Origin of the sequence: Azoarcus sp. DN11 (genome assembly GCF_003628555.1) — a bacterium.
Taxonomy (GTDB): domain Bacteria; phylum Pseudomonadota; class Gammaproteobacteria; order Burkholderiales; family Rhodocyclaceae; genus Aromatoleum.
Genome location: NZ_CP021731.1, coordinates 3188319 through 3208756, shown reverse-complemented (window position 1 = coordinate 3208756; position 20438 = coordinate 3188319). Strand labels below are relative to the sequence as shown.

Sequence of the window (20438 nt, the reverse complement as noted above, 5' to 3'; positions counted from 1 at the left end):
CTGTCGAAGGAAACAGGCAGGGCCTCGACAGGCTCAGCCCGAACGGAAGTGAGTTGCCGGGTTTAAATAAAAGGATCGCCCCATGAGCGAAGAACTGGTCAAGACCTCATTCGAGAACGACATCTACACGGTGATGCTGGCGCGCCCTGCAAAGCGCAACGCGATCAGCGACCGCCTCCTGAACGCCATCGACGCCGCGTTCGCCGCGGTGCCCGAAGGCACGCGCGTGATCGTGCTCGGCGGCGAAGGTGAGCACTTCTGTGCCGGGCTGGATCTCACCGAGCACCAGCACCGCGACCCCTTCGGCGTGATGCAGCACTCGAGGAGCTGGCACCGCGTGTTCGACCGCATCCAGAACGGTGGCATCCCGGTGGTGGCGGCGCTGCACGGTGCGGTGATCGGCGGCGGGCTGGAGCTGGCGACGGCGACCCACGTGCGTGTCGCCGAGCCGAACACGATCTACCAGCTGCCCGAAGGCCGCCACGGCATCTTCGTCGGCGGCGGCGCCTCGGTGCGTGTCGCCAAGATCATCGGCGCGGGGCGCATGTGCGAAATGATGCTGACCGGGCGCATCCTCGAATCCGACGAGGGCCAGCGCCTCGGCCTGTCGCACTACCTCGTCGGCCCCGGCGAGGCGCTGGCGAAGGCGCAGCAGCTCGCGCGCCGCATCGCCGAGAACGCACCGATGGCGAACTGGGCGATGGTCACGGCCGTCGCGCGCATCGACAACCTCGCGAGCGACGACGGCCTGTTCGTCGAATCGCTGACCGCCGCACTGACACAGACCAGCCCGGAAGTCGCCGAGCGCATCGGGCACTTCCTGCAACGCAAGGGACAGGGACCGCAGCGATGACTAATCCTTACTCAGCATCCGAGGCCGCGGCGCACGCGCGCGCCTACGACGACATCTGGCTGGTGGCCGGGCAGCGCACGCCCTTCGCCGACTACAACGGCCCGCTGCGCGATGTGTCGCCGACCGACCTCGGGATCTTCGCGGCGCGCGCGCTGTTCGAAAAGAGCGGCATCCCGGCCGGCGAGATCGACGCGATCGTCGCCGGCAACATGGCGCAGGCGAGCTTCGACGCCTACTTCCTGCCGCGCCATATCGGCCTGTATGCGGGGGTGAATCCGGCCGTGCCGGCGCTGCTGGTGCAGCGCCTGTGCGGCACCGGCTTCGAGACCATCCTTGCGGGCGCCGACCAGATCTCGCTCGGCAAGGCGAAGGTCGCGTTGTGCGTGGGCACCGAGTCGATGTCGCGGAACCCGATCGCCGCCTATACGCACCGCGCGGGCTTTCGCATGGGACAACTCGATTTCCGCGATTTCCTGTGGGAGGCGACCAAGGACACCGCGCCGGGCGACAGCATGGGCGACACCGCCGAGAACCTCGCCAAGCGCTACGGCATCTCGCGCGAAGAGGTCGACCGCTTCGCCGCGCAGAGCTTCGCGCGCGCCTGCGCCGCGTGGGAGTCGGGGTATTTCGCGGACGAGGTCGTGCCCGTCGTCAATGCGAAGTGGGATCTGCCGGGCTACAACCCGCGCGCGCTGAAGCTTGCTGATCGCGCCGAGTGCGTGGACCGCGACGGCCATGTGCGTCCGACTTCGCTGGAGACGCTGCAGAAGCTGAAGCCGGCCTTCGGCGGCGTGCAGACGGGCGGCAACAGTTCGGCGATCGTCGACGGCGCGGCCGCGGTGATCGTCGCGCACGGCGACTGGGTGCGGGCGCATGGCGTGAAGCCGCTGGCGCGCATCGTCGCCGGCGCTTCGGTGGCGGTGCCGCCGGAGATCATGGGCATCGGCCCGGCGCCGGCCATCCGCGTGGCGGCGGCGAAGGCGGGGTTGAGGGTGGGCGAGCTCGGCCGTGTCGAGATCAACGAGGCCTTCGGCGCGCAGTACCTCGCGTGCGAGAAGGAGCTGGAGCTGGATCGCGACAAGACCAACGTGCATGGCGGGGCGATCGCGATCGGGCACCCGCTGGGGGCGTCGGGCGTGCGGCTGACGACGACGGTGGCGCGCGAGCTGCGCGAGGCCGGGCTGCAGTACGGGGTGTCGTCGGCGTGCTGCGGCGGCGGCCAGGGTGTGGCGATCGTCGTCGAGAACAGCAACGCGTAGGGCGGAAAAGCCGAAGGCGCCTTCCGCCGAATGCTCAACGATTATTGACATGGCAATCATGTCGAGCACTCCCCTTAGGCCTCATCTCGTTGAAGGGCGGGGTGCTTCGACAGGCTCGGCCCCAACGGTATCGAGGGCCGGGTAGGTAAATCCATTCGGCGGATAACGCCTTCGGCTCATCCGCCCTACGATCGAGGAAGTCTCATGCAACTCGAACACAGCACCTTCATCATTACCGGCGGCGCGTCGGGACTCGGTGAAGCCACCGTGCGCGCCTTCCACGCGGCCGGCGCGAACGTCGTCATCGCCGATCTCAATTCAACCGCCGGCGAGAAGCTCGCCGACGAGCTCGGTCCGCGTGCGGCCTTCCATCGCACCGACGTCGCTTCGGAAGCTGACGCGCGCGGCTGCGTCGGGCTCGCCCGGGAGCGCTTCGGCGGCCTGCAGGGGCTCGTGAACTGTGCCGGCATCGGCACGGCGGCGAAGGTGCTCGGCAAGGACGGTCCGCATCCGCTCGACGTCTTCGCGCGCATCGTGAACGTGAACCTCGTCGGCACCTTCAATATGATCCGGATCGCGTCCGAGGCGATGGCGCAGGGCGAGGCGAATGCCGGCGGCGAGCGCGGCGTGATCGTCAATACCGCGTCGGTCGCGGCCTACGACGGCCAGATCGGTCAGGCTGGGTATGCGGCATCGAAGGGCGGTATCGTGTCGATGACGCTGCCGATCGCGCGTGAGCTCGCCCGCTTCGGCATCCGCGTCGTGACGATCGCGCCGGGCCTGTTCCTGACGCCGATGATGAAGGGGCTGCCGGAGGACGTGCAGAAATCGCTTGGCGAGTCGGTGCCGTTCCCGCCGCGGCTCGGCGAACCGGCCGAGTACGCGCAGCTCGCGCGCTCGATCGTCGAGAATGCGATGCTCAACGGCGAGACGATTCGGCTGGATGGCGCGATAAGGCTCGCTCCGCGGTGACTCATTGCTGATCGGCCCCGGCGATCGAATACATCCGTTCGCCATGAGCCTGTCGAAAGGGCTGGACAGGGAAAGGCTTCGACAGGCTCAGCCTGAACGGCAAGTGATTTCCGGGTCAATAACAGGTACTGCTGACCATGACCGACTACACCGCGCCGCTGCGCGACATGAATTTCATCCTGCGCGAGCTTGCGGGGCTCGACGCCGTCGCGGCGCTGCCGGGCTGCGAGGAAGCGACACCGGACGTCGTCGAGGCAATCCTCGGCGAGGCGGGCAAGTTCGCCGCTGGGGTGCTCGCGCCGATCAACCGCGCGGGCGACCTGCAGGGCTGCCGCCTGGAGGCGGACGGGCGCGTGACAAGCCCGGAGGGTTGGAAGGAGGCGTGGCAGCAGTACGTCGAAGCCGGCTGGATTGGGCTGTCGCTGCCGGTCGAGTTCGGCGGGCAAGGGCTGCCGAAGCTGGTGTCGACGCCGGTATGGGAGATGTGGTTCTCCACCAACATGGCCTTCACGATGCTGCCGCAGTTGAACGTGAGCCAGGCGGAAGCCCTGCGCATCGCGGCGAGCGATCCACTGAAGCAGACCTGGCTGCCCAAGGTGGTGAGCGGCGAGTGGGGCAGCACGATGAACCTCACCGAGCCGCAGGCGGGCTCGGATCTCGCGGCGACGCGCGCCCGCGCCGAGCCGGCGCCGGATGGCACGTATCGCGTGGTCGGCCAGAAGATCTTCATCTCCTGGGGCGAGCACGAACTCACCGAGAACATCGTCCATCTCGTCCTCGCGCGCCTGCCCGATGCGCCCGCGGGCGTGAAGGGGCTGTCGCTCTTCCTCGTGCCGAAGTACCTGCCCGATGCGGAAGGCCGCCCGGGCGCGAAGAACGACGTGCGCTGCATTTCAATCGAGCACAAGATGGGCATCCACGGCAGCCCGACCTGCACGATGAGCTACGGGGATGCGGGCGGGGCGGTCGGCTGGCTGGTCGGCGAGCCGAACCGCGGGCTGGAAACCATGTTCATCATGATGAACGAGGCGCGCTTCGGCGTCGGCGTGCAGGGCGCGGGGTTGGCCGAGCGCGCCTACCAGATGGCGCTCGCGTATGCGCGCGAACGCGTGCAGGGGCGCGACGCGATCACCGGCGAGGCGGGCAAGCCCATCCTGTGCCATCCGGACGTCAAGCGCATGCTGCTGTCGCTGCGCGCGCGCGTGATGGCGATGCGGGCGCTGCTGTACACGGCGGCGGCGTGGTTCGACACCGCCCACCATCATCCCGACGCGGCGGTCGCGGGCAAGGCGCAGCGCTACGTCGACCTGCTGATGCCGGTCGCGAAGGGCTGGTGCACCGAGGTCGGGCAGCAGGCCTGCTGGGATGCGATCCAGGTCTTCGGCGGCATGGGCTTCGTCGAGGAGACCGGCATCGCGCAGTTCGCGCGCGATTCGCGCATCATCACGATCTACGAGGGCACGACCGGCATCCAGGCGAACGACCTGGTCGGGCGGAAGATCCTGCGCGAGGGCGGCGAGACCCTGCGCGAGCTGATCGCCGAGCTGCGTGCGACGGTTTCGGCGCTGCGTGTCGAGCCCGGTTTCGGCCCGATCGCCGATGGCCTTGCCGAGAACGTCGCGGCGTTGAGCGAAGCGACGCACTGGCTGCTCGCCGCGGGCAAGGAGCGCTACGCCGAGGCGCTCGCGGCAGCCGTGCCTTTTCTGCATCTCCTCGGCACCGTCTGCGGCAGCTGGCAGATGGCGCGGCTCGTGCTCGCCGCTCGCCGGCGCCTGGCGGCGGGCGAGGGCGACGCCGCCTACCACGCGAGTCTCGTCGAGTTGGCCCGGTTCTGGATGGCGAGTTTCGCGCCGCAGGCCGCGGCGCACCTGCGCACCGTGCAGTCGGCCGGCGCGCCGCTGACGGCCTTCGACGACGCCCTGCTCTGAGTTCCGCGCAGATGCGCGGAACATGCTTGCCACGAGGCATCCGGGGCAGAAAACCATTGCAAATCAATGGTTATTATCCGACGGAATTGGTTGGATATAGGGCGCCGATTTGCTATAGATACGCCATCGACGGGGATATTTTGCCGTAGCACGAACCCATCTCCTCGAGGGCGGGCCGCGATCGGGGGAGTGCCTATGACGATGGACGTTTGCGGTCTCCTGCTGGACGAGTTGCCCGATGCGTTCGTGGTGCAGTCGCCCGAGGGGATCGTCCGGCACTGGAGCAGGAGTGCCGAAGCCATTTTCGGCTACCCGGCCGACGAGGTCGTCGGACGGGACCTGCTCGAACTGATCGTGCCGGCGGATTGTGCGGACGAGGAGCGCGGCCTGCGTCGCGACGTGCTGGAAGCGGGGGCGGCGGCGATCGAATCGCTGCGCCGGCGCAAGGACCACTCGCTCGTGTATGTGTCGATCTCGGCGAAGCTGGTGCGAGACGGGCAGGGGCGGCCGCAGTATGTGATCCTCTGCGCGAAGGATGTCACCCAGCTCAAGGTGATGCGTGACGCGAAGCTCGTCGAGGCGCGCTACGGCAAGCTGCTGGAATCCATGCCCGACGGCATCGTGCTGGTCAACGCGTCGGGGCGTATCGTGTTTGCGAACAGCCAGGCCGAGGCGATGTTCGGCTACGAGGGCGGCCGACTGCTGGGGCGGCCAGTCGAAGCGCTGCTGCCGGAACGCCTGCGCGGCGCCCATGTGGCGCATCGTTCGGGCTACTTCGGCCAGATGCGCACGCGGGCGATGGGCATGGGGCTGGAGCTCTACGGGCTGCGGCAGGACGGGACCGAATTCCCGGTGGAGATCGGCCTCAGCCCGCTTGGAACGGAGGAGGGCACGCTGGTGACCAGCGCGATCCGCGACATTACCGAACGCAAGCGCTTCGAGCGCGCGCTGCACGAGAAGAACGTGGAGCTCGCGAAGGCGAACGCCGCGAAGGACCGCTTCCTCGCGAGCATGAGCCACGAGCTGCGCACGCCGCTCAACGCGATCATCGGCTTCACCGGCACCTTGCTGATGCAGCTGCCGGGGCCGCTCAACGAGGTGCAGGAAAAGCAGCTGCGCCGCGTCAAGTCGAGCGGCCAGCACCTGCTCGAGCTGATCAACGATCTCCTCGACATCGCGAAGATCGAGGCGGGCAAGATCGAGCTGAACGTCGAACCGGTGGACTGCCGGGCAGTCATAGAAGAGATCGTCGCAACCCTGCGGCCGCAGGCCGAAGGCAAGGGGCTGGCGTTCGCGGTCGAGGAGGTGGCCGACGATCCGCTGCAGCTCCTGACCGACCGGCGGGCGCTCAGCCAGATCGTCATCAACCTCGTGCAGAACGCGATCAAATTCACCGAGCGCGGCAGCGTGACGCTGCGGCTCGCGCGCCGCAAGGAAAACGGCCGGCCGCTGGTGGTGGTGAGCGTCTGCGACACGGGCATCGGGATCGGCGAGGAGGATTGCCAGCGCCTGTTCGCGCCGTTCTCGCGCATCATGCCGCGCAGCGGGAAGTTCGCCGAGGGCACCGGCCTCGGGTTGCACCTGAGCCAGAAGCTCGCCGAACGCATGGGCGGGCAGATCGTCGTCGAGAGCGCGCCCGGTTCGGGCAGCACGTTCTCGCTCGTCCTGCCGGAGGGGTGACCATGGCAGCACGCATTCTCCTCGTCGAGGACAACCCGGCGAACCTCGAGCTGGTCAGCTATCTGCTCGAAGCAGCCGGGCACACCGTGCTGATCGCCGAGGACGGGCAGCAGGCACTGGAGCTCGCGTGCCGCGAGCCCTTGCCGGAGCTCATTGTCAGCGATCTGCGCATGCCGGTGATGGACGGCTTCGAAATGCTTCGTCACATCCGCACGCACGAAACCCTGCGCAACATTCCTATCATCGCAGTCACGGCGTTTTCCATGTCGGGTGACCAGACGCGGGTCATGCTCGCCGGTTTCGACGGCTACATCTCCAAGCCGATCGTCCCGGAGACCTTCGTCAGCGAGGTCGAAGCCTATCTGCGCGCCGGGCGGCGCAAGGCCGGTCCGGTAGCCGACGAGTGAGGGTGCGTGCCGATGGCGAAGATCCTTGTCATAGACGACGATGCCATGAACCGCGAGCTGATCGTTGCCCTGGCGGGCTACGAGGGGCACGAGGCGTTCGAGGCCGGGGACGGTGTCGAAGGCCTCGACATCGTGCGGGTGCAGCGCCCGCACGTGGTCATCTGCGACATCCTCATGCCCAACATGGACGGGTACGAGTTCGTGCGGCGCCTGCGTGCCGATCCCGAGGTCGCCGACACTCGCGTCATCTTCTATACCGCCAACTACAACGAGCGCGAGGTGCGCAACCTCGCCTCCATCCTCGGCGTCTCGCGCATCCTCATGAAGCCGTGCAATCCGGACGACATCGTCCAGGCGATGGAGGAAGTGCTCGGACAGGCGACCGGACAGGCAACGAAAGGGAGCGCGCCCGCGAGCGACAGCGAATTCGAGCGCGAACACCTGCGCGTGCTGACCGACAAGCTCGCAGCGAAGGCCGACGAACTCGAACGCCGCGCGGCGGATCTGGCGAGCGAGGTCGAGACCCGCAAGCTCGTCGAGGCGCAGTTGCGGCGCGTGCTGCGCGCACGCAAGGTGATGGCCGAGTGCAACCGCACGCTCGTGCGCGCCACCGACGAGCGCCGACTGCTCTCCGACATGTGTCGCTTCCTCGTCGAGCTCGGGAACTACGGCATCGCGTGGGTGAGCCTGGCGTGGCACGACGCGGATCGCACGCTGGAAACGGTCGCAGCGGCGGGCGAGGGCGCCGCGATGCTGAAATCCTTCCGCTTCTCGTGGGGGGACAATGCCTGCGGCGACGGCCCGGTGGGCGAGGCGGTGCGCACGCGCGAGCCGCAGGTCGTGCACGATGTCGCCACCGACCCGCGCGTCGGGCGCTGGCGCGAGGCGGCGCTCGGGCGCGGCTTCCAGGCTGCCGCGGTGCTGCCCCTCGTATTCAAGGACGACGTCTTCGGCGTGCTGTGCATCGTCACGCGCGAGAAGGAGGCCTTCGACGCGGACGAACTCGAACTGCTCGGCGAACTGGCGGACGACGTCGCCTACGGCATCCATACGCTGCGTGCGCGCATCGTGCAGCAGCGCACCGAGGAGACGCTGCGCCTGCGCAACCGTGCCATCGACGAGAGCATCAATGCGATCGTGATCAGCGCTGCGGACCGCGAGGCCGACAATCCGGTGATCTACGTGAACCCCGCCTTCACGTTGATGACGGGCTACGCCCCCGAGGAGATCATCGGCCGCAACACGCGGCTGCTGATCGGCGCCGACTGGGACCAGCCCGACATCGAACGCCTGCGCGAGGCGGTGCGCCGCGGGCGGGATGCGCGGGTGACGCTGCGCTGTTATCGCCGGGATGGGTCGCAGTTCTGGAACGAGGTCTCGCTCGCATCGATGCACGACCCGAGCGGGCGCGTGTCGCACTTCATCTCGATCTTCAACGACCTCACCGACCGCAAGCGCTACGAGGCGGAGCTCGAACAGCAGGCCAACCACGACGCGCTGACCGGGCTCGCCAACCGCAACCTGCTCAACGACCGCCTGCAGCAGGCGATGATCCACGCGCAGCGCAACACCGGCGCCGTGGCGGTGATGCTGCTCGACCTCGACCGCTTCAAGCTGATCAACGACAGCCTCGGCCATGACGCTGGCGACGAGCTGATCTGCGAGGTGGGGCGGCGGCTCGCGGCCTGCGTGCGCCAGGGCGACACGGTGGCGCGGCTCGGCGGCGACGAATTCATGATCGTGATGTCGCACCTCGCGACCGAGCGCGACGCCGTCTCCCTCGCCTCCAAGGTGCTGCAGGCCGTGTCCGCGCCGATAAGGCTCGCGTGCCACGAGATGGTCGTCACCGGCAGCCTCGGCGTTGCCCTGTACCCGCGCGACGGCGAGTCGCCGGACGTGCTGGTGAGGAATGCCGACGTCGCGATGTACCGCGCGAAGGAACAGGGGCGCAACGATTTCCGTTTCTACGCGCCCGAGATGAACGCGCGCATGCTCGAACGGCTCGAACTCGAAAACGGCCTGCGCCGTGCGCTCGAGCAGGACGAGCTCGAACTGCACTACCAGCCCAAGGTCGAGCTCGCCCACGGGCGCGTCGTCGGCGCCGAGGCGCTGATCCGCTGGCGCCATCCGGTGCTGGGCATGGTCTCGCCGGCCGATTTCATTCCGGTCGCCGAGGAAACCGGGCTCATCGTGCCGATCGGCGAGTGGGTCATCAACACCGCGTGCCGGCAGTTGCAGGCATGGCGCGAGGAGGGGCTGCCGGACGTCAGCGTCGCGGTCAATGTGTCGGCGCGGCAGTTCCAGCAGGCCGACCTCGTCGGCGTGCTGGACACGGCCCTGCGCTCGACCGACGTGCCCGCCCGGCAATTGCACCTCGAAGTCACCGAAAGCGGCGTCATGAGCAATCCGGAGCGGACCATCGTGATGCTGCGCACGTTGAAGGAAATCGGCGTCCTCGTGTCGCTCGACGATTTCGGCACCGGCTATTCCAGCCTCAACTACCTCAAGCGCTTCCTCATCGACAGCGTCAAGATCGACCAGTCCTTCGTCGCCGACCTCACGACCTCCTCCGAGGATGCCGCGATCGCGCGCATGGTCATCTCGCTCGCCCACAGCCTCAACCAGACGGTCGTCGCCGAGGGCGTGGAAACGGCCGCGCAGCTGGACTTCCTGCGGCGTCATCGTTGCGACCAGATGCAGGGCTACCTTTGCAGCCGGCCCATCCCGGCGGCCGCCTTCGCGAGCCTGGTGCGGGACGGCGGCTGCATCCCCCTGCCGGCGACGAGTCAACTGCACTGAACCGCGCTTGTCGATCCGTCCCTGATCCTTCCCGTCAGACTTCGGCCGGCGCCGATCCGCCCGCGCGACTGAGAAAGCGCTCCAGCCGCGGATCCTGCGCGTAGGCGACATTGAAGCGCAGATAGGGGGTGGGTTGCAGCTGCGGCCGGAAGACGTGGCCGGGAGCGAGCATGATGTCCTCGGCAGCGGCCTGGCTGGCGAGCTTGGCGACGTCCTCGCGCCCCTTTGCCCGCGCCCAGACGAACATGCCGCCCGCAGGCTCCGCGAACTCGGTGAACCCGCTGCGTTCGAGCATCTGCAGCGTCCGTGCGCCGGTCTTGAGCAGGCGTTCGCGCAGCCGCTGCACGTAGTTGCGGTAATGCCCCTCGGTCAGCATCCGGTACACCAGCTGTTCGGCGAATTCCGAACTGCACAAACAGGTGACGATCTTCACGTCGGTCAGGCTGGCCGCCAGTTCGGGCTCGCAGGCGACGAAGCCGACGCGCAGGTTGCCCGACAGGGTGTGCGAAAAGCTGCCGACATAGATCACGCGCCGCAGCTGGTCGAGGCTGGCGAGGCGGGTCGGCGGGCGGGGGTGAAAGTCGCCGTAGACGTCGTCCTCGACGACCAGGAAGTCGTGCTTCTCGGCCAGCTGCAGCAGGCGGAACGCGCTCGCGGGCGACAGGTCGCAGGCGGTGGGGTTCTGCAGCACGGACTGGGTGAAGAACATCTTCGGCTGGTGTTCGCCGAGCAGGGCTTCGAGCACTGCCGGGTCGGGGCCCTGCGGCAGGCGCGGCACGCCGATCAGGTTGACGCCGAACAGGCGCAGGTTGGCAAAGAGGTTCCATGGCCCGGGGTCGTCGACGAACACGCAGTCGCCGGGTTTGAGCAGGTGGCGGACGATGATGTCGAGCGCGTGGGTGGCGCCGCCGGTCAGCACGATCTGTTCCGGCGACGCGGGAATCTCGGCTTCCGCGAGCTTGACGCACAGCTGCTCGCGTAGCGGCGCGTAGCCCTGCGGGCTGCCGTAGCTGGTGAGCTTGACGCGCGGCTGGCGCGACAGGGCGCGCAGATGGCGGCGCACGCCCGCCTCGTCGTACCACTCCGCCGGCAGCCAGCCGAGGCCCACCTTCAACTGGTTGGGGGATTCGTCCATGCTGCGGTGCAGCAATCCGGCGCTGGCGAAGATGCGCGCCAGTTCCCCTCGCGCCGGTGTTCCGGCCGCAGGTGCCGGGCGGCCCTCGACGTAGAAGCCCGAGCCGCGCCGGGAGCGCGCGTAACCCAGCGCCACCAGGCGGTCATACGCCTCGACCACGGTGTAGCGGCTGACGCCGTGGCGTTCGGCAAAGTCGCGGATGGTCGGCAGACGCATGCCGGCGCGCAGCACCCGATCGTCGATGCGCGCGCGGATGCCGATCACGATCTGCTCGGAAAGCGGCAGGGCCGAAGTGGGGTCAAGCACGAGCTGCAGCATGGCAAACCGCCGTGTCCTGCTCCTGACGCGGAATTGTCTCAACGCTCCGGCCGGACAATTCGGTCAACGGGCGGACAACTGTACCGGGTGGAGGCAGGAAGTTTTCGATAGTGTTTGGGCAGGTGAACACCGCGGAGGTTTCCGACGCCTTGGCAATCCCGCGATGCCCGCACCGATCCGGGGCCGACTGACCCGGCCGTAAGCGAACGACCCTCCGGCCGGCGTGCGGTCCGCGCCCGGACCGATGCATTCCCCAACGTGCCATCCTGTGTGGAGGTCGTCATGCCGCTCAACGCTTCGCTGACCGCGCTGTTTTTCTTCGGGCTTTTCGGAGAACTCCTGCGCTTCTTCTTCTGGTGACTTGTCGCCGGCGACAGGGGCCCTGCGGGGCCCCGCTGCCGTTGGCGATCGGAGGATTAGCCCGTATGCTTCACCGTTCCATTACCGGAACGATTCGGTATCCGCGGAGCGCCGCCCCTTGCACGAGGCGGGTGCCCTCCGCGGCTGCCGCCCGCCATGCCAGAGACTCCCCTGCGCGTCCTGTCGGTGATCCCGCCGATGACGCAACTCAACACCCCGTACCCGTCCACCGCCTATCTCACCGGCTTCCTGCACTCGCGCGGCGTCGATGCGGTGCAGGAGGACCTCGCGCTGGCGCTCGTGCTGCGCCTTTTCTCGCGCGACGGGCTGGTCGAGATCCGCAGCCGCATCGAGGCGACGCCCGAGCGCCAGCGCAGCCCGCGCGTGCAGGCCTTCCTCGCGCAGTTCGAGCGCTACCGCACGACGATCGATCCGGGTGTCGCGTTCCTGCAGGGGCGCGATCCGACGCTCGCGCACCGCATCTGCAGCCGCAGTTTCCTGCCCGAAGGCTCGCGCTTCGAGTCGCTGGACGTGTATATCGACCCGGAAGGCGGCGATCCGCTCGCGTGGGCCTTCGGCGCGCTGGGGCTGGAAGACCGCGCGCGCCACCTCGCGACGCTGTACCTCAACGATGTGGCCGACGTGCTGCGCGAAGCGGTCGATCCGCGCTTCGAGTTCGTCCGCTACGCCGAATCGCTGGCGCAGAGCCAGGCGAGCTTCGAGCCGCTGGCCGCCGCGCTCGCCGAGCCCCTGAACCTCGTCGACGAGACGCTGCGCAAACTCACGCACGATGCGATCGCCCGCCATGCACCGCAGGTCGTGCTGCTGTCGATCCCGTTCCCCGGCGCGGTGTACGGCGCCTTCCGCATCGCGCAGGCGATCAAGGCACAGGACCCGAAGATCGTCACGGTGCTGGGCGGCGGCTTCGTGAACACGGAACTGCGCGAGCTGAAGGAGCCGCGCGTCTTCGACTACTTCGACTACGTGACGCTCGACGACGGCGAGCGCCCGATCCTCGCGCTGCTCGACCACCTGCAGGGCGGGCGCGGCCGTTCGCGCCTGGTGCGCACCTTCTTTCGTGACGCCGAGGGTGACAAGGGCAAAAACGGCGAAGTGCGCTACGTGAACATCGGCGAGGCCGACATCGCCTTCGCCGAAGTCGGCACTCCCACCTGGGACGGCCTGCCGCTCGACCGCTACCTGTCGGTGCTCGACATGCTCAACCCGATGCACCGCCTGTGGTCGGACGGGCGCTGGAACAAGCTCACCGTTGCGCACGGCTGCTACTGGAAGAAGTGCAGCTTCTGCGACGTGAGCCTCGACTACATCTCGCGCTACGACGGCGCCAGCGCCAGGACGCTCGTTGATCGCATCGAGGCGATCATCGCCGAGACGGGGCAGACCGGCTTCCACTTCGTCGACGAAGCCGCACCGCCGAAGGCGCTGAAGGCGCTCGCGCAGGAACTCCTCGACCGCGGCGTGGCGATCTCGTGGTGGGGCAACATCCGCTTCGAAAAATCCTTCACGCCCGAGCTGTGCCGTCTGCTTGCCGAGAGCGGCTGCATCGCGGTCTCGGGCGGTCTGGAAGTGGCCTCCGACCGCCTGCTGGAGCTGATGAAGAAAGGCGTGTCGGTCGATCAGGTCGCGCGCGTCACCAACGCCTTCACCGAGGTCGGCATCCTCGTCCACGCCTACCTGATGTACGGCTTCCCCACCCAGACCGTGCAGGACACCGTCGACGCGCTCGAATACGTGCGCCAGCTGTTCGAATCCGGCTGCATCCAGTCCGGCTTCTTCCATCGCTTCGCGTGCACGGTGCATTCGCCGGTCGGCCAGGACCCGGACGCGTTCGGCGTGAAGCTCGTCCCGCTGCCGCCCATCACCTTCGCCAAGAACGACGTGCGCTTCGTCGATCCAACCGGCGTCGATCACGACACGCTCGGCATCGCCCTCAACAAGGCGCTGTACAACTACATGCACGGCATCGGCCTGGAGCAGGACGTGCGCGGCTGGTTCGCCGACCGCGTCCCGCGCACCCGCGTGCCGCGCAACTTCATCGCGCGGGCGCTGCGGTCACGGATCTCGGGCAACGCCGCCTGACGCGCGAGCGGCCGTGGCCGCCGCCGGGATTCTGATCACAAAGCCTTTTCGCCTTTCGGCGGCGACGGAGGATTGGTCCGGAGTTCCGAGTGGATCGTGTCGGCGGCCTCCTGCATCACCTTCATCATGGCCTTGTGGGTGGCCTTGGAGATTTCTTCTCCCGGGCTGCCGGAGATCATGTAACTTTCGCCCTCGAAGTTGCCCGATTCGAAGGTGCGCTCCCAACGCGGTTTGCCCTCGGCGTCCGCCAATGTCACGGACAGGCTGATCACGGCCGTTGGCGTCACGGCGAACCCGACGTTCTTCAACTGGTTGTATTCGTAGGTGAAGCGCGAAACCTTCGGTCGAATGACGGCGATGAAATCCTTCGCGCCCGACGCCGATTCGACGACCCGCACGCCACCCGAGAACACGTCCTTGAAGGCGAGGTTGGCCGCATCACGCGTAATGTTGCCAAGCGGCAGCGTCAGGGTGGTCCCGCCTCCCGTGAAGCTGGTTGGCTTGCCGCTGAACACTTCCTCCTGCGTCGCACGGGGCATCTCGACTGCTCCCACGCCGGAGATCCTCGCGTCGTAGCTGTGGGGCTGATACTGGAAATAGGTCGGATTCACGCCCGCCTGAAACGAGCAGCCGCCTGCGGTGAGTGCGGCGGCGACGAGGAGCGGAGTAAGGCGTCGGGCGGTTGTTATGATATGTCTCCCTAGGGTTTCAATTCGGCCTCGCCAAACGCGCCGTCTCGCCAGTAACGGATGCGGAAGGCACGGCTCGCGTCGTGCCTCGACAACAGTTCCTTGAGTTCGACCGAATTCTCGAAGCCGGCTCCGTCGAACTCGAAGAGTAGATCGCCGACCTGCAGCCCGGCGCGCTCGGCAGGGCCTCCCCGATCGATCGCCGTAACCACGACGCCTTCCCGCACGGGCGCTTCACGACTCAGCCCCGCCCGCGCCTCAGCCAGTTCCACGACCCGGCAGCCCAGGGTAAATGCGCGTTGCGTGGCGATTTTGTCGCCCGGCGCGCACTTCATCGGCAGGCTGATTTCGTTCGGATAGTCATAGGCGGATCCATTGACGATATCGACGCCGGCGCCGATCACGCCCCCAAAGACGATATTGCCGAAGGCCATTCCTTTGGTACCGGACTTTACCGACTCGATGGCCGGCTCATGGTCGGTCTTCGTGCAGCGGACCAGAAGGTCGGCATACGACCGGTTTACCGTCACCGTTGCAGGGGTGGTCGGCACATACCAGCGGCCTTTATCGTTGCTCAGCTCGCAGCTTGCGCCGGGGCAGCCGGGTGTCGTCACGGAGAGGGATTGATTCTGTCCGCTGACGATGGATGCGCAGCCGCTGATGACGCTGATCGCGATGATGGGAATCAGGGTAGGACGCAGCATTCGTGAAATCCCCGGCGGTCCGCGATGCAGGCCTTTCCGGTGGCCATCGGAAGGCACGGAGGCGGATGGTTTGTTCGATGCGACTGCGTTCACGGACTATGCTATTCGCCTGAAATTCTTCCCGTCTTGATCCACGGCAAATGTAAGCAATGTTTGCGGAGATGCGCGTTGAGCAGTGCCGGTTTCGCGAACCCCCCGGGCGCCGTTCGGTCCAACGGGGATCCGAATACGGGTAGGACCGATACCGCGCCCGCGGTATCGGAAAAGCCTTTGATTCAGATAATAATTTTGCAAAGAGGTGCGTTTAGTATCGATCGGTGAAGCGGCACAAGACCGCGTCCGAACCAGGTTCAGTACAGGAGACCGCGATGACCACTGCAACGACCGAACTACTGTCCGTAATCGAACTCGAGAACGAGTTCATCCCCCCGATCGGCGAAACCGAGGCACGCGACGTGGCATGGGAACAGCGCCTGAACGCCGAAGTGGCGTGGCAGCTGGCGCGTGCGACCGTCGATGACGGCCTCGCGCAATGGACGGATCGGGCCGAGGAGGGCGCGATGCGGCGCCTGCCGACGATGCGCACCATCGCACGCATGAACACGGTGCTCGTTGCGCTGCGCGAGCGGCTTTACCAGATCCAGAACGAGGCGGCGAACATCGCGATCGCCGAACTGGCCTTGCGGCAGCAGTCGAACCCCGCCGCATCGACCGACGACGCCTTCTCGCCGCTGCACGCCCGGAACGCCCGACGGATCGAGGCGCTTGCCGCGTCGTGCTACGAACTGCTGGCCGGCTCGCAGGGCAGCCTCGCGGCGGTCGCCGGCAAGGTGCCGGCCGGGTACGTTGCTGCCGGGCGCAGCAGCGGGCTGGAGGATTCGCTGTACGCCGAGCGCCGCCAGCGCGATACCGTCATCGATTTTCCGGATCGCCGCGCCGCGGCCTGATCGGCGCGGGCGCCGGTTTTCACTCGGCGCCCGCCGCGATCGCGTCCACCGTCGCGTCGATCAGCCGACGGGCGATGCTGAAGCGGTGCGGCAGGCGCGGCAGGCGGTCGATCGTGAACCAGGCGGCGGCCTCGATCTCGTCGGGCTGGCAAACGATCGCGCCGCCCGCGTAGTCGGCGACGAAGGCGATCATCAGCGAATGCGGGAAGGGCCAGGACTGGCTGCCGAAGTAGCGCACGTTGGCGACCTCGACGCCGACCTCCTCGCGCACCTCGCGCGCGAGCGTCTGCTCCAGCGATTCGCCCGGTTCGACGAACCCGGCCAGCGCGCTGAACATGCCTTCGGGGAAGTGCGGCGAGCGCGCGAGCAGCAGTTCGTCGCCACGGCGCACCAGCGCCATCACGGCGGGGGCGAGGCGGGGGTAGTGGACCATGCCGCAGCCGGGGCACACGCGCGAACGTTCGTTCGCGTGTGGCGCCGTCGCCGTGCCGCAGCGGCCGCAATAGCGGTGCGTGAGGTCCCACTGCACGATCTGGATCGCGCGTCCGGCGACGCCGAAGAGCATCTCGTCGATGCGTCCGAACAGGCTGCGCAGGTCGCGCCACTCCATGCCGTCCGGGGCCGGCGCCTCCGTCCCGACGGTCATCGCGTAGCAGTGCCGGTCCGCGAGCAGGCCCACGTAGTGCGTCCCGGCCGCTTCCAGGCCGCGCAGCTCGTTGCGCGCGGGCACCCGCGTGTCGCCCCCGGTGGCGAAGACCAGCACGCTGTTGCTGCGGAACACGAAGCACAGGTCGGCGGCGGCAGGTGGGGCGGGCGAACGGTATCCGGGAGTGAACATGGCGGGGTGGGCGAACGTGGGCGAAAGGTGGGGCCATGATGCGGGGCGCGCCGTCCCTGCGCAAGCGCGTGACTTGCACAGTTTGATATCGATCATTTCCGGTGACGCCGTTCCGGGTTATGGTCGGACTTTCGGAAGCAAGCGGAGGGTTTCGGGATGAGCAGCGGTGCGTGGAGTTGTCCGCACGATCTCGACGGCGTGTGCCAGCGCGTGCAGGGCGCGGTGTGCGAACCGGGCATGCGTGGCTGCGTGCTGGAAGGCAAGGTGCGCTTTGCGCGCGAGGAGATGAATCTCCCGCGCAAACCCGTGAAGGCCGTGAAGCCGGAGCCAGCGAAGAAGCCGGTCCAGCCTCCGAAGCGCCGGCTGCCGTTCTGAGGCACGCCGCTGCCCGTGATGCAGGCAGCGGCGCGCGGGCTTGTCAGAACGGCATCACCAGCTTGATCCACGCCTTGTCACCGCGGAAGCGGTTTTCGGCTTCGGTTTCGTGCTGCCAGACCGCCATCAGCGCGGTGCCGGTCTTCGTCGTGTAGCTGACGCTCGGGCCGATCGCGAACGCCTCCCCCTTGCGTCCGGACGACCATGGTCCGAGCGCCGACGAGATCGTGCGGCCGTTGAGCTTGTCGTTCGTCGTCTGCTTGACGTAGTAGCCCGCGAGGCCGACGGCCCACGGCCCGAAGCGCTTGCACGCGGAGTAGTCGACGTGGAATTCATCGCCCGACTCGTAATCCATCCTCGGCGCCCCGGGGGCAGGACGGAAATCCTTGTTCTTCGCCTTGATGTTGTACATGAATTTGGCCGACGCCTCCCAGCCGGCCTCGTTCAGCCAGGTCGCCGCGAACACCGGCTCCGCGCTCCAGTAGTTGGCGCCGATGCTCTCGCGCGGGTCGCCCGACTTGTATTTGCCGGTGGGCGCGTAGATGTCCAGCGCGGTCGCCCAGTGCCAGTTTCCTGCGTGCCACGAGATCACGAGCGGGGAGAACACGAGGTCGCCGAGGCCGGTCACGGTCTTGCTGCTGCCGCCGAGTTTCACGGTCTGGTTCACGATCGGCAGGATCGCGTGCATCGCCCAGTTGCCGCCGAGAATCTGCTTGTCGGTGACCTTCACGTAGCGCAGCGCGTCGAACCACGCGTGCACCGATGCGCCCTTTACCTTGTCGCCGTCCCCGTCGCGCAGCTTGGCGTTGTAATAGCCGAAGTAGTTCAGGAAGTAGTCGCCCGGCGGGGGAAGGGCGCCGGCGTAAAAGTTCTCGCCGCCGTTGGGGTACTGGTCACCACCTTCCTTCGCAAATGCACCGCCCGCGACCAGCCCGGACAGGGCCACCGCCACGCAGATCTGCTTGAATCTCATGCTTCCTCCTCCTGGTTGTTTTGATGTGCTGAAGCAATGCCTTTCATTGGCACGAATCAGGGCAAACAGCGCCCCTGGCCTCGGCCGGGCCATTACCGTTGTCCGTCGTGGCCTGCAGGAAGCTGCGCTCGGTGCCGTCGAGCACGAGGCAGGTGAGGACGCCGCTGCGCCAGGCGCCGGTGTCGATACCGATGCGGTTGTGGCGCACCTCGGGGTGCTCGGAGATGCAGTGGCCGTGCACGACCACCGCGCCATGGTCGCGATCCGAGACGAGGAAGCGCCTGCGGATCCACACGAAGTCGCGCTCGGATTGCTCGTCGAGCGGGATGCCGGGCAGGACGCCGGCGTGCACGAAGAGGTAGTCGCCTTCGCGGTGGTTCGTCGCGAGCCCGCGCAGCAGGGCGAGATGCGCGGGCGGGATGCTGCCATTAAGGCGTGCACACAGGCGCGCCAGCGTTTCCGGATCGCGACATGACGGGTCATCAACCGCCACTCCGTAGTGGGCGAGGGTGTCGGCGCCGCCATAGTCCATCCAGTGCCCGCCGACGAAGAGCTCGCCGTCGAGAAAGCGCAGCATCACTTCCTCGTGGTTGCCTTTCAGCGCGACGACCTCGAAGCCTTCCGGCCGCCAGCCGATCACGCGCTCGACGACCCCGCGCGAGTCCGGGCCGCGGCTGACGTAGTCGCCGAGGTACACCAGCACGCGGCGCTCGGCGCGGCGCAGTCTTGCGTCCAGTGCGATGCCGTGCAGCAGGGCATCGAGCAGGTCGAGGCGGCCGTGGATGTCGCCGATCGCATACACGACGGTCCCGGCCGGGGTGCGCGCGGACGGCGCACGCTGTCCGGGATCGGAGCGGCAGGCAGCCCAGCGCAACTTCATGCAGCGCGATTCACGTGGAAGCTGCGCCCGACGTTATGCACGCGCGGGCGGAACGCGAGCATCGAGTCGAGGCGTTTGGCGATCGAACGCACGACCTCGGGGGCGGTGCCCTTGCACAGCTCGATTTCGATGTCCATCTCGTCCATGTGCTTGACCTTGCTCACGGGTGATGCGGAGGGCGCGGCGTTTGTTACTTCGCGAAATCGCGCATTTCGGTGAAGACCGACTGTTCCATCCTCGTCAGCGCCTCGCGCTGCGCAGCCGGCCATTCGTAGGTGAAGGGCTTGGCGGTGACGCCAGGGAAGGACTGGTCGCGGGCGCCGACCACTTCCAGTTCGAACAGCGCCATGCGGGCGGGCGACGCGGCACTGATGTGCTCCTTGAGAAACCGCGTCGTGCCCTTGACGAGGAAGGCAAGATTGCCCGGGCCGATGATGTGTATCGCGGCCTGCCCGGTGCGTTGGAGGTTGGCGTAGCCGGAGCCGCCTTGGTCCGCGCCGAAGCGAAGGCGCTTGCCGTTGAGGGCGACGGCCCAGGTATAGGCCGAGCTCGGATAGCCGTCGGTGCCGGTCGTCAGCAGCAGGGCCGGTCCGCCGCGACGCAGGTAGTCGAGCAGGTTGGCGGGCATGTCCGGGGTGATCGGGGCTGCGGTGCTCATGGTTTCTCCTATCTCCTCATCATTGTCCGGGCGCTCGTCTGGCGCCCCCACTTCCACGGTGCGGTGACTTCGTGAATGACGTCGTAGAACCAGCGGTCGAGCAGCGGCGCGCCCTCGGGCGGGGCCTGGTTGGGCATCTGGCCCGGCGCGATGAGGGCCAGCTCGCCAGCGTCGTCGCCCGCGACCGGTTCGCCCGCGACCGAGTGCGCGCGGAAGGCGAGGATCACGGCGCGCGCGCCGGTCTGCGAATAGACGCCGATCAGCCCGTCGACGGCGACTTCCAGCCCGGTCTCCTCGCGTGCCTCGCGCACGACAGCGTCCTCGAGCGATTCGCCCAGCTCGACGTAGCCTCCGGGCGGCGCCCAGTAGCCGGCGAGGGGGGCGAGATTGCGGCGGATCAGCACGAGCTGGTCGGCATGCTCGATCACGGCCAGCACGACCGGCGAGGGCTTGTGGAAGACCGTCTCGCCGCAGGCCGGACAGGTCTCGCGCTCGCGGCCGTGGATCTTCGCGAGGACCAGCGGCGTGCTGCATTGCGGGCAGAACTTGTGGGCCATGATGGG

19 protein-coding genes are annotated in these 20438 nt (G+C 67.5%); 10 read left to right on the top strand and 9 right to left on the bottom strand.

The features are described from left to right. Positions 1–82 precede the first annotated feature (82 nt). The 7 genes from CDA09_RS14735 to CDA09_RS14705 all read left to right on the top strand — a co-directional run bounded on the left by CDA09_RS14735 (position 83) and on the right by CDA09_RS14705 (position 9898). A complete protein-coding gene (locus CDA09_RS14735) occupies positions 83–853 on the top strand; it encodes a crotonase/enoyl-CoA hydratase family protein (protein ID WP_121429340.1) in 771 nt (256 codons plus the stop codon). Then, the gene (locus CDA09_RS14730; protein ID WP_121429339.1) at positions 850–2112 is read left to right on the top strand and encodes a thiolase family protein; all 1263 of its coding nucleotides are present in this window, start codon (positions 850–852) and stop codon (positions 2110–2112) included. The genes CDA09_RS14735 and CDA09_RS14730 overlap by 4 nt, the downstream gene beginning before the upstream one ends. Positions 2113–2316: 204 nt before the next feature. Continuing rightward, complete coding sequence (locus CDA09_RS14725; RefSeq protein ID WP_121429338.1) at positions 2317–3084, top strand: 3-hydroxyacyl-CoA dehydrogenase; 768 nt, start codon at positions 2317–2319, stop codon at positions 3082–3084. A 137-nt stretch (positions 3085–3221) separates the two neighbouring features. Then, positions 3222–5012 carry an acyl-CoA dehydrogenase family protein gene (locus CDA09_RS14720; protein WP_121429337.1) on the top strand — a complete coding sequence of 597 codons (1791 nt, stop codon included), beginning with the start codon at positions 3222–3224 and terminating at the stop codon, positions 5010–5012. Positions 5013–5207: 195 nt separating this feature from the next. After that, complete coding sequence (locus tag CDA09_RS14715) at positions 5208–6692, top strand: PAS domain-containing hybrid sensor histidine kinase/response regulator (RefSeq protein ID WP_121429336.1); 1485 nt, start codon at positions 5208–5210, stop codon at positions 6690–6692. Positions 6693–6694: 2 nt separating this feature from the next. Further along, complete coding sequence (locus CDA09_RS14710) at positions 6695–7099, top strand: response regulator (RefSeq protein ID WP_121429335.1); 405 nt, start codon at positions 6695–6697, stop codon at positions 7097–7099. 12 nt (positions 7100–7111) lie between these two features. After that, positions 7112–9898: an EAL domain-containing protein gene (locus tag CDA09_RS14705; protein ID WP_121429334.1), complete on the top strand. Its 2787-nt coding sequence runs from the start codon at positions 7112–7114 to the stop codon at positions 9896–9898. 34 nt (positions 9899–9932) lie between these two features. Here the strand turns inward: CDA09_RS14705 and CDA09_RS14700 are convergent, their stop codons facing one another. Beyond that, a complete protein-coding gene (locus tag CDA09_RS14700) occupies positions 9933–11351 on the bottom strand; it encodes an aminotransferase-like domain-containing protein (protein ID WP_121429333.1) in 1419 nt (472 codons plus the stop codon). A 516-nt stretch (positions 11352–11867) separates the two neighbouring features. Here CDA09_RS14700 and CDA09_RS14695 point away from each other — a divergent pair. Continuing rightward, on the top strand, positions 11868–13811 hold the full coding sequence (locus CDA09_RS14695) for a B12-binding domain-containing radical SAM protein (RefSeq protein ID WP_121429332.1): 1944 nt from the start codon (positions 11868–11870) through the stop codon (positions 13809–13811). A 35-nt stretch (positions 13812–13846) separates the two neighbouring features. Here CDA09_RS14695 and CDA09_RS14690 read toward each other — a convergent pair whose 3' ends face one another. Continuing rightward, positions 13847–14422 carry a hypothetical protein gene (locus tag CDA09_RS14690; protein ID WP_128106574.1) on the bottom strand — a complete coding sequence of 192 codons (576 nt, stop codon included), beginning with the start codon at positions 14420–14422 and terminating at the stop codon, positions 13847–13849. 89 nt (positions 14423–14511) lie between these two features. After that, positions 14512–15204: a PDZ domain-containing protein gene (locus CDA09_RS23385; RefSeq protein WP_164844428.1), complete on the bottom strand. Its 693-nt coding sequence runs from the start codon at positions 15202–15204 to the stop codon at positions 14512–14514. Positions 15205–15572: 368 nt separating this feature from the next. On the opposite strand from CDA09_RS23385, the gene CDA09_RS14680 reads away from it, so the two are divergent. Further along, on the top strand, positions 15573–16151 hold the full coding sequence (locus CDA09_RS14680; RefSeq protein ID WP_121429330.1) for a hypothetical protein: 579 nt from the start codon (positions 15573–15575) through the stop codon (positions 16149–16151). Between the two features lie 19 nt (positions 16152–16170). Here CDA09_RS14680 and nudC read toward each other — a convergent pair whose 3' ends face one another. Next, positions 16171–16989, bottom strand: coding sequence for an NAD(+) diphosphatase (nudC, locus tag CDA09_RS14675; RefSeq protein WP_121429329.1), 819 nt, complete (start codon positions 16987–16989; stop codon positions 16171–16173). Positions 16990–17145: 156 nt separating this feature from the next. Between nudC and CDA09_RS14670 the strand changes: the two genes are divergently transcribed. Then, positions 17146–17364: a hypothetical protein gene (locus CDA09_RS14670; RefSeq protein ID WP_121429328.1), complete on the top strand. Its 219-nt coding sequence runs from the start codon at positions 17146–17148 to the stop codon at positions 17362–17364. Positions 17365–17407: 43 nt separating this feature from the next. Here the strand turns inward: CDA09_RS14670 and CDA09_RS14665 are convergent, their stop codons facing one another. From CDA09_RS14665 to CDA09_RS14645, 5 genes are read right to left on the bottom strand one after another with little or no spacing between them, the layout of a single operon-like run. After that, positions 17408–18337 (bottom strand): SphA family protein, encoded by a 930-nt coding sequence (locus CDA09_RS14665; protein WP_121429327.1) that lies wholly within the window; start codon positions 18335–18337, stop codon positions 17408–17410. Between the two features lie 43 nt (positions 18338–18380). Continuing rightward, the gene (locus CDA09_RS14660) at positions 18381–19217 is read right to left on the bottom strand and encodes a metallophosphoesterase family protein (protein ID WP_121429326.1); all 837 of its coding nucleotides are present in this window, start codon (positions 19215–19217) and stop codon (positions 18381–18383) included. Beyond that, on the bottom strand, positions 19214–19381 hold the full coding sequence (locus CDA09_RS14655; protein WP_286164150.1) for a hypothetical protein: 168 nt from the start codon (positions 19379–19381) through the stop codon (positions 19214–19216). Before CDA09_RS14655 ends, CDA09_RS14660 begins: the two co-directional genes overlap by 4 nt. A 26-nt stretch (positions 19382–19407) precedes the next feature. Beyond that, the gene (locus CDA09_RS14650) at positions 19408–19875 is read right to left on the bottom strand and encodes a PNPOx family protein (RefSeq protein ID WP_121429325.1); all 468 of its coding nucleotides are present in this window, start codon (positions 19873–19875) and stop codon (positions 19408–19410) included. 8 nt (positions 19876–19883) lie between these two features. Beyond that, a complete protein-coding gene (locus tag CDA09_RS14645) occupies positions 19884–20432 on the bottom strand; it encodes an NUDIX hydrolase (RefSeq protein ID WP_121429324.1) in 549 nt (182 codons plus the stop codon). Positions 20433–20438 lie beyond the last annotated feature (6 nt).

What these genes read in the sequence shown, in the direction of transcription:
- CDA09_RS14735 (WP_121429340.1), top strand. Translation starts at nt 83, where the DNA reads ATGAGCGAAGAACTGGTCAAGACCTCATTCGAGAACGACATCTACACG.
- CDA09_RS14730 (WP_121429339.1), top strand. Translation starts at nt 850, where the DNA reads ATGACTAATCCTTACTCAGCATCCGAGGCCGCGGCGCACGCGCGCGCC.
- CDA09_RS14725 (WP_121429338.1), top strand. Translation starts at nt 2,317, where the DNA reads ATGCAACTCGAACACAGCACCTTCATCATTACCGGCGGCGCGTCGGGA.
- CDA09_RS14720 (WP_121429337.1), top strand. Translation starts at nt 3,222, where the DNA reads ATGACCGACTACACCGCGCCGCTGCGCGACATGAATTTCATCCTGCGC.
- CDA09_RS14715 (WP_121429336.1), top strand. Translation starts at nt 5,208, where the DNA reads ATGACGATGGACGTTTGCGGTCTCCTGCTGGACGAGTTGCCCGATGCG.
- CDA09_RS14710 (WP_121429335.1), top strand. Translation starts at nt 6,695, where the DNA reads ATGGCAGCACGCATTCTCCTCGTCGAGGACAACCCGGCGAACCTCGAG.
- CDA09_RS14705 (WP_121429334.1), top strand. Translation starts at nt 7,112, where the DNA reads ATGGCGAAGATCCTTGTCATAGACGACGATGCCATGAACCGCGAGCTG.
- CDA09_RS14700 (WP_121429333.1), bottom strand. Translation starts at nt 11,351, where the DNA reads ATGCTGCAGCTCGTGCTTGACCCCACTTCGGCCCTGCCGCTTTCCGAG.
- CDA09_RS14695 (WP_121429332.1), top strand. Translation starts at nt 11,868, where the DNA reads ATGCCAGAGACTCCCCTGCGCGTCCTGTCGGTGATCCCGCCGATGACG.
- CDA09_RS23385 (WP_164844428.1), bottom strand. Translation starts at nt 15,204, where the DNA reads ATGCTGCGTCCTACCCTGATTCCCATCATCGCGATCAGCGTCATCAGC.
- CDA09_RS14680 (WP_121429330.1), top strand. Translation starts at nt 15,573, where the DNA reads ATGACCACTGCAACGACCGAACTACTGTCCGTAATCGAACTCGAGAAC.
- nudC (WP_121429329.1), bottom strand. Translation starts at nt 16,989, where the DNA reads ATGTTCACTCCCGGATACCGTTCGCCCGCCCCACCTGCCGCCGCCGAC.
- CDA09_RS14670 (WP_121429328.1), top strand. Translation starts at nt 17,146, where the DNA reads ATGAGCAGCGGTGCGTGGAGTTGTCCGCACGATCTCGACGGCGTGTGC.
- CDA09_RS14665 (WP_121429327.1), bottom strand. Translation starts at nt 18,337, where the DNA reads ATGAGATTCAAGCAGATCTGCGTGGCGGTGGCCCTGTCCGGGCTGGTC.
- CDA09_RS14660 (WP_121429326.1), bottom strand. Translation starts at nt 19,217, where the DNA reads ATGAAGTTGCGCTGGGCTGCCTGCCGCTCCGATCCCGGACAGCGTGCG.
- CDA09_RS14650 (WP_121429325.1), bottom strand. Translation starts at nt 19,875, where the DNA reads ATGAGCACCGCAGCCCCGATCACCCCGGACATGCCCGCCAACCTGCTC.
- CDA09_RS14645 (WP_121429324.1), bottom strand. Translation starts at nt 20,432, where the DNA reads ATGGCCCACAAGTTCTGCCCGCAATGCAGCACGCCGCTGGTCCTCGCG.